The sequence below is a fragment of the Acidiphilium sp. AL genome (assembly GCF_025499445.1).
GTDB lineage: Bacteria > Pseudomonadota > Alphaproteobacteria > Acetobacterales > Acetobacteraceae > Acidiphilium > Acidiphilium iwatense.
The window spans coordinates 2,608-9,626 of sequence record NZ_JAIMBZ010000069.1; the positions used below are offsets into that span (position 1 = coordinate 2,608).

5 protein-coding genes, 3 pseudogenes and 1 other annotated feature are annotated in these 7,019 nt (G+C 62.2%); of the genes and pseudogenes, 4 read left to right on the forward strand and 4 right to left on the reverse strand.

The features are described 5' to 3' along the window. Positions 1-443: 443 nt before the first annotated feature. Positions 444-725, reverse strand: a pseudogene (locus AiwAL_RS19100) (transposase); the annotation flags it as partial. A 58-nt stretch (positions 726-783) separates the two neighbouring features. Here AiwAL_RS19100 and AiwAL_RS19105 point away from each other — a divergent pair. Next, positions 784-2,018, forward strand: a protein-coding gene (locus tag AiwAL_RS19105) for an IS3 family transposase (protein ID WP_262313370.1) whose coding sequence is annotated in 2 segments (ribosomal slippage) — positions 784-1,078 and positions 1,078-2,018 — 1,236 coding nt in all. Because the reading frame shifts where the segments join, the coding sequence is not laid out codon by codon here. Next, positions 1,071-1,187, forward strand: a sequence feature (AL1L pseudoknot). It overlaps the preceding gene by 117 nt. Here the strand turns inward: AiwAL_RS19105 and AiwAL_RS19110 are convergent. Then, positions 1,982-2,668, reverse strand: a complete 687-nt coding sequence (locus AiwAL_RS19110) for a transposase (protein ID WP_408851958.1) — start codon at positions 2,666-2,668, stop codon at positions 1,982-1,984. The two genes, AiwAL_RS19105 and AiwAL_RS19110, sit on opposite strands and share 37 nt — an antisense overlap. A gap of 145 nt (positions 2,669-2,813) precedes the next feature. Then, positions 2,814-3,713, reverse strand: a pseudogene (locus tag AiwAL_RS19115) (transposase); the annotation flags it as partial. Positions 3,714-3,747: 34 nt separating this feature from the next. On the opposite strand from AiwAL_RS19115, the gene AiwAL_RS19120 reads away from it, so the two are divergent. Next, complete coding sequence (locus AiwAL_RS19120; RefSeq protein ID WP_262313371.1) at positions 3,748-4,446, forward strand: ABC transporter ATP-binding protein; 699 nt, start codon at positions 3,748-3,750, stop codon at positions 4,444-4,446. Beyond that, entirely contained in the window at positions 4,443-5,438 is a 996-nt protein-coding gene (locus AiwAL_RS19125; protein WP_262313372.1) for an ABC transporter ATP-binding protein, read from the forward strand. The genes AiwAL_RS19120 and AiwAL_RS19125 overlap by 4 nt, the downstream gene beginning before the upstream one ends. Before the next feature lie 102 nt (positions 5,439-5,540). On the opposite strand, the gene AiwAL_RS19130 is transcribed toward AiwAL_RS19125, so the two are convergent. After that, positions 5,541-5,909, reverse strand: a complete 369-nt coding sequence (locus AiwAL_RS19130; protein ID WP_262313373.1) for a hypothetical protein — start codon at positions 5,907-5,909, stop codon at positions 5,541-5,543. A 171-nt stretch (positions 5,910-6,080) separates the two neighbouring features. Here AiwAL_RS19130 and AiwAL_RS19135 point away from each other — a divergent pair. After that, a pseudogene (locus AiwAL_RS19135) lies at positions 6,081-6,887 on the forward strand (IS256 family transposase); the annotation flags it as partial. Positions 6,888-7,019 lie beyond the last annotated feature (132 nt).

Below are 7,019 nucleotides of genomic sequence, written 5' to 3' on the forward strand. Positions count from 1 at the left end.
CTACAGAAGGCGAAGAGGTATTGGGGTAGGATGAGTTCTCAACCTCGGAGGCCTTTTGGGCCGCGCCAAGTCAACTAGCAAGCGCTACTGCGACACACGGCTGCCGACTACTGCTAAGGGCCGCAGCCGGGCCAGCATAGCAACCGGAAGTCCTCGTGCTAGCTGTAAGGCCGCGCGAAGTGCTTGAGTTTCCGACAGCCGGGTCGGAACCCCGACTGTGGCCAAGAGTTAGTTAGCCCACTCTTGGTGGCCCAGCCAGCCTAGAGCAACACGCCCCTGCTGTACTACGCGGTGGACGAGATGCTTCGGCGGGTCCAGTACGACTGCGCACGTGTCTCTACCAGCACCGACTTTCGGACCCGCTACTTGTAGCGGTTTGCCGCCTCAGTTGTTTTCCGGTAGCAGCGCGAGCGAGCGGCCGACCGGCACTAGTACGTAGCGTACCAGGCTTTCAGCCACGACCATCTCTGTGCACGCGTCAGCATGACCTGGGCGGCTTCGTAGAGCAGGTGGCGCATCATGTCGTCCCCGCACAACGAGATCCGACCGACCCGGTGGTTCTCACCCGATTGATTGAGAACCGGTGTCAGCCCCAAGGCTGGGCCGACAGCCTTTGAGTTCGTGAAGCGCGCCGGAATGTCGATCGTGCTCCTGAAGGCCAACGATACGACCGGGCCGACGCCGGGAATCGTCATCAGCCGTCGGCACACAGCGTCATCGCGAACGATCAACTGAACCGCGCCGGGTTTTCCGGAGGCTCCAACTCTTGAGTAGGATGGGGTTATGGAGAAGCGGAAGACATCGAACAGATATTCACCTGAGGTCCGCGAGCGGGCGGTCCGGATGGTTCTGGAGCATGCGAAAGATCACGCATCGCAATGGGAGGCGATTGCTTCAATTGCGGCGAAGATTGGCTGCACGGCTGAGACGCTCAGAGGCTGGGTGCGGCAGGCAGAACGCGACCAGGGCCTAAGGGCAGGCTCGACGAGCGAGGACCGGGAGCGGATCAAGGAGTTGGAGCGGGAGAACCGCGAGCTCCGCCAGGCCAATGAGATCCTCCGCAAGGCATCGGCTTATTTTGCTCAGGCGGAGCTCGACCGCCGGTACAAGCCATGAAGACGTTCATTGACGACCATCGGGGCGTCTATGGGGTCGAGCCGATCTGCCGTGTACTGCCGATCGCCCCTTCAACCTACCACGAACATGCCGCGCGCCGGGCTGATCCGGCCCGTCTGCCACCGCGCGCCAAATGGGATGTGCGGCTGCGGCCGGAGATTCGCCGGGTCTGGGAAGAGAATTTCCAGGTCTATGGCGTGCGCAAGGTCTGGCGGCAACTCCGCAGGGAAGGAATCGAGATCGCGCGCTGTACGACGGCGCGACTGATGAAGCAGATGGGGCTTTCGGGAGCAGTGCGTGGCAAGCCGGTGAAGACGACGATCAGCAACCCTGCCGCACCGTGTCCGCGCGACAAGGTGAACCGGCAGTTCCGGGCACCCAGACCAAATGTGCTCTGGGTCTCGGACTTTACCTATGTCGCCACATGGCAAGGCTTCGTCTACGTCGCCTTCGTGATCGACGTCTTTGCCAGGCGGATCGTCGGCTGGCGCGTGTCGCGATCAGCTCAGACTGGCTTCGTTCTCGATGCTCTGGAGCAGGCGCTGCACGATCGCCGGCCTGTGCGGCAGGGCGGGCTCATCCATCATAGCGACCGCGGCGTGCAATACGTCTCGATCCGCTACACCGAGCGCTTGGCCGAGGCCGGTATCGAGCCCTCGGTCGGCAGCGTCGGCGACAGTTATGATAATGCCCTCGCCGAAACCATCAATGGCCTTTACAAAGCGGAGGTGATCCACCGGCGCGGTCCCTGGCGCCATGCCGAGGCAGTGGAATTCGCCACCCTTGAATGGGTGGACTGGTTCAACCACCGGCGTCTCCTCGAGCCGATCGGCAACATCCCACCGGCCGAGGCCGAGGCGCACTATTATGAACAACTGAACGAGCTGGCTATGGTGGCCTGACTCAAACAAAATGGCCTCCGGAAAACCCGGCGCGGTTCAAACAGCAATTTGCGGTGCAGCGTCATGAACGCATGGCGCAGTTGTTCTCGGGATGCCAGGAGTGGCGCCATGATCTCGACGAGCTCGGGCATGCCGTCAACGAGTTCTCGGATCCGGTCGTCGAATTTGACCACGCCGACGGCGCCAACCTTGAGCCCGAAGTTGCGCAGCAAGCCGCGGATGTCGTTCTCGATGGCGATGGCTTTCTCTTGCAGCAGCTTGCGCGCCGTCAGCAGGGCGCGATGCTTCTGGCTCGTCAGCGTTTTTACATGCACGGGCCGGAACAGATTGACACGCATCATCTGTGCGATGCCACGAGCATCATTGCGATCGCTCTTGTTGACCTGCGCCTTGAGGAACGCCTTCGTATGACGGGTCTCGATGCAGATCACTGGCAATCCAGCCTCTGCCATCCCGCTGAACAGCCATTGTGACAATGGTCCAGCCTCAAGACCGACACGGGTAAGGGGCAAGCCAGGATCGTTGAGCAACCGCGCCAGGTCCTCAGGATGGCTCCCGACCTTCGCCTCGCGGCAGATCTTGCCCATTTCGTCGATGATGCACACCGACGTCTCTTTCACCGAGACGTCCAGACCGGCATAATACTTCATGCTGCGCTTCTCCATCTGATGCTTGTGGCCGTTTCAACCCGGACCACGTTTACCATCAGCCTGAAGCGCAGCACCTCACCCAAAAATCGAGGCTACGACGACCGGCCGAATACCCCATCTGACTCACTTTTGGTGGATGTTGGGCTTATGCGGAGCCAATAACGCGCGCCTGAAGGAGATCGAGCTTCCCGCGGCCATACATCTGGCGTTTGACGAGCTTCAGCTTGGTGATCTGCCCCTCTGTCTGGCCGTTCGACCAAGCTGACGTAATCGCGGCGGCAACAGCCGCTTTGTCCTTGAGCACGCCGTTGGCGAACGACACGACGAGGCTCGGTCGCGCCCGCTCCAACCATGGGTCGAGTGCGTTCAGGCATCGCTTGCGCACCATGGCTTGAAACGCTGCAACGATCTCGCGTGCTTCCACGAGGAGCGGCACGCCGTCCTCAATGGCGGCCACCGTGACCGCTTCGGACCGCGACAGCTGATCGCGACTGATGGTCATCAACCGCGCAATGGTCCGTGCCGCAGGCGTTCGGCTCGGCGCACTATCTATTTTGTCTGCCTGGCGCCGGCGCGTGGCCCATTCGCTAATGACGCACATGCAGCCGCGGAAGCCCTTCTGCTTCAGCTGTCGCCAAAGTGCAGCCGCGTTGCGATCACCAGCGGCCCAGCGCTCATCGAGCCAAGGCAGATAGAGCTCGAGCGAGCTCTCCCGCACGCGGAAGATGTCGGAGCGCTGTCCACGCAAGATCCGCCGGACGAGGCCGCGGCTGTATCCGGTTCGGCGCACGATCTCCTTGATCGCGATCCCGTCCTTGGCCAGGTGGAGAATGGCGGCGTTATCTTCCTCTCGGCGGAGATAACCTTCGTATTGGATCCGTTCGGCAGCGGTGAGCAGGTTGGGGTTGACCGTGGCCGCGCCGATCACAGAGCGGATCTGACGCATCGACTTGCGCACCGCGTCGAGAAAGGCGCGGCTCGCATTTTCCATTAGGTGCCAGCGGTCGGCGACCTGCGTCGCATCGGGCAGCGCTTTGGCCGCGGCAAGGAAAGACATCTCAATGATCTTCCAAGAGCCGATGACCGCACTGAATCCAGTTTTTTCGATCGGCACCCAGATCGCCGAGACGATTCGGCTTCACGAGGGTTTTGACCAACGCTCGGCGTTAGCGCGTACCCTGGAGATGTTGCGCGCAGTTGGCATTCCGTCGCCGCAAACCCGAATCCGCAACTTCCCGCACCAGCTGTCAGGCGGCATGCGACAGCGCGTAATGATCGCAATGGCGCTGGCATGCCATCCGCAGATCCTGATCGCGGATGAGCCGACTACGGCGCTGGACGTCACCGTCCAGGCGCAGATCCTCGACCTCATACGTGAACTGCAGGGCCGGTTTGGCATGGCGCTCGTGCTTATAACCCATGATATGGGCATCGTCGCCGAGATGGCTGACCGCATCGCCGTCATGTACGCGGGTCGCAAAGTCGAGGAAGGCGCGGCAAATGATGTACTGTTGCGCCCGGCTCATCCGTATACTCGCGCACTGCTCGCCTGCATCCCTGATCCCATGCGCGATGATGACAGCGACGGCGAGCGGCAGTTTCTTAAGGAGATCCCAGGCTCGGTCCCCTCGCTGACGTGCTTGCCACCTGGCTGCTCCTTTGCCTCGCGCTGCGAATACGCCATGACCCGTTGCACGACGCAGCGCCCGCCAATTCTACCCGCTGGAGACGGCCATACCGCCGCCTGTTGGCTGCTCGCCGACCCTGTGCTCTCATGAGCGCCTCGGCCTCAGACCCGCTGCTCAAGGTGTGTGACCTGAAAGTGCATTTCCCGCTGCGCCGCAGCAATCCTTTAGCGTTGGCAAAAAGTGTGCACGCCGTCGATGGCGTCAGCTTCGCCATGGCACGCGGACGCACATTTGGCATCGTCGGAGAAAGCGGCTCGGGAAAGACAACTACGGCGCTCACCATTATGCGCCTTATTGCGCCCACCAGCGGCACCATTGAATTTGAAGGAGTCGACCTGGCGACGCAGACGGGGGCGGCCCTACAAAGGGCGCGTCGGCGTTTCCAGATGGTGTTCCAAGATCCTCTCTCCTCACTTAATCCGCGCTTGCGGGCGGGCGCGATCGTGCGCGAGCCGCTCGACCTAATGCAGATCGGTGAGGTAGCCACGCGTGGTGCGTGGGTTGACGAGCTGTTCCGCCGCGTCGGCCTGCGTCCCGAGCAACGGGATCTCTTCCCGCATCAATTCTCGGGCGGTCAACGACAACGGATCGGAATCGCCCGTGCGCTCGCGAGCCGACCTGACCTTATCGTTTGCGACGAGCCTGTCTCCGCCCTGGATGTCGCGGTGCGGGCGCAGATTCTCAACCTCTTCATCTCGCTCCAGAAAGATTTCGGGTTCGCTTACCTCTTCATCTCGCACGATCTCGGTGTGATGCGGCATATGTGCGATGATATTGCCGTCATGTACTTGGGCCGGATCATGGAGTCCGCCGATAGGGCTTCGCTGTTCAGTCGTCCGTTGCACCCCTACACTAGGGCGCTCCTCTCGGCCGCACCTGGGCGCGACCGCGCGGGGCGCGTGAAGTTAGTGGGTGACCCACCCAATCCGATCGACCTGCCGCCGGGCTGCCGCTTCGCCGGGCGTTGCCGCTTCGCAGAAGCTCGCTGTAATGCAGAAGAGCCGCAGTTACGCGTAATCGAGGCAGGACACCTGGTTGCGTGCCATCTTGTCAGTGACGCCGGACACGCACCCCAGGAATAACCCAGCTTGCCCATGAGCTATGCTGGAATTTAGACTGAGCTTCCTTTTTTGAATTGCACAGCCCATTGATCCGAAACGATAATTTGTGATCGGGCGGGGTGGTTACTGGGTACAGCGAATGGTGAGCAGGTCGAGCGCCTTTTGCTGGATGGGTGTTGGCCTTGCGGTGATGGTGATCGGGAGGTTTGGCGAGATTGCGGTGGTAACGGTGTTGCGCGTCAGTGTCGCGAGGTCTGCGATCAGGCTGTGGAAGCTGTGGACCGGCAAGCCGTCGTCGGTCTGTTTGGTGGTCTGCTTGCGGAGTGCTGCTGGGGACCGCTCGGCCTTGGCGACGACGCTGGGGCGCAGTGTCGCCAATCGCCGTGCCGCCTCGTCGGCGCGCGCACTTGCTGCAAATTCATCGTCGAACACCGCGATCCGCCGGTCGAGTTCGGTCCACTCCGCCCGCATGTCGGCGATCAGCAGACGCAAGCGCGGGCTGAGCGGAGCAGAGGATCCGTCGTCGGCGATAACGGCATCCGTCCACGCCGCCACTGACCGCCAGCGGAGCTATGGCCGAAACTGGGTGATGGCTTGGTGAGAAAGGTGGCGTATCGAGGCGGGTGGAAGCCTGCCTGAACCTCTTGAAGGAGCGATACGCCTATGACGAGCGATAGCACTATTCTTCCCTTCCGTAAGCCCGGCGACGTCGAGGATCCGCTGACGGCGATCCTGAGGGACGGGGCGCGCCGCCTGCTGGCGCAGGCGATCGAGGCTGAGGCGGAGGCATTTCTGGCGGCGATGAGGGGTGAGCGACTGGCTGACGGCCGTGATCGCGTGGTGCGGCACGGTCTGGGACCGGCGCGAGAGATCCAGACCGGGATTGGTCCGGTCGAAGTGCAGCGGGTCAAGCTGCGCGATCGTGGCGCCGAGGTGGAAAGTGAGCGCATTCGCTTCACCTCGGCCATTTTGCCGCGTTGGGCGCGCCGGACGCGGAGCCTGGATGCGCTGCTGCCGATCCTTTATCTGCGCGGCGTTTCGATGGGTGATTTCCAGGAAGCATTGGGAGCGTTGCTGGGGAAGGATGCGCCAAACCTCTCGCCCTCGGTGATCGCCCGGTTGCGCGGCGAGTGGGAAGCCGACTTCAAGCGCTGGCAGCGGCGTGATCTTTCGGCCCGGCGTTACGTCTACATCTGGGCGGACGGGGTGTATCTGCAGGCGCGCATGGAGCCGCAAGCGGAGTGCATGCTGGTGCTGATCGGCGCGACGCCCGAGGGTAAGAAGGAGTTGATCGGCTTTCAGGTGGGCCTTCGGGAAAGCGCGCAAAGTTGGCATGAACTGCTGGTGGACCTGAAGGCTCGCGGCCTGACCATCGCACCGCAACTGGCCACCGGTGACGGGGCGCTCGGCTTTTGGAAGGCGCTCGAGGAGGTCTGTCCCACGACGCGCCATCAGCGCTGCACGGTGCATCATGCCGACTTCCGGATTATGCCGACCTCCGTCCGCAACTCGGCCTGGGAGGCGGTGATCGCTGTGAAGGAAGCGGCATAATAACGCCGGCCTGAGGATCAGTTCAGACTCCCCTCTCTTTTCAAGAAAGGG

Bases quoted from the DNA above. Each gene is read 5' to 3' on its own strand.
- AiwAL_RS19125 (WP_262313372.1), top strand. From the start codon at position 4,443: ATGAGCGCCTCGGCCTCAGACCCGCTGCTCAAGGTGTGTGACCTGAAA.
- AiwAL_RS19120 (WP_262313371.1), top strand. From the start codon at position 3,748: ATGACCGCACTGAATCCAGTTTTTTCGATCGGCACCCAGATCGCCGAG.
- AiwAL_RS19110 (WP_408851958.1), bottom strand. From the start codon at position 2,668: ATGAAGTATTATGCCGGTCTGGACGTCTCGGTGAAAGAGACGTCGGTG.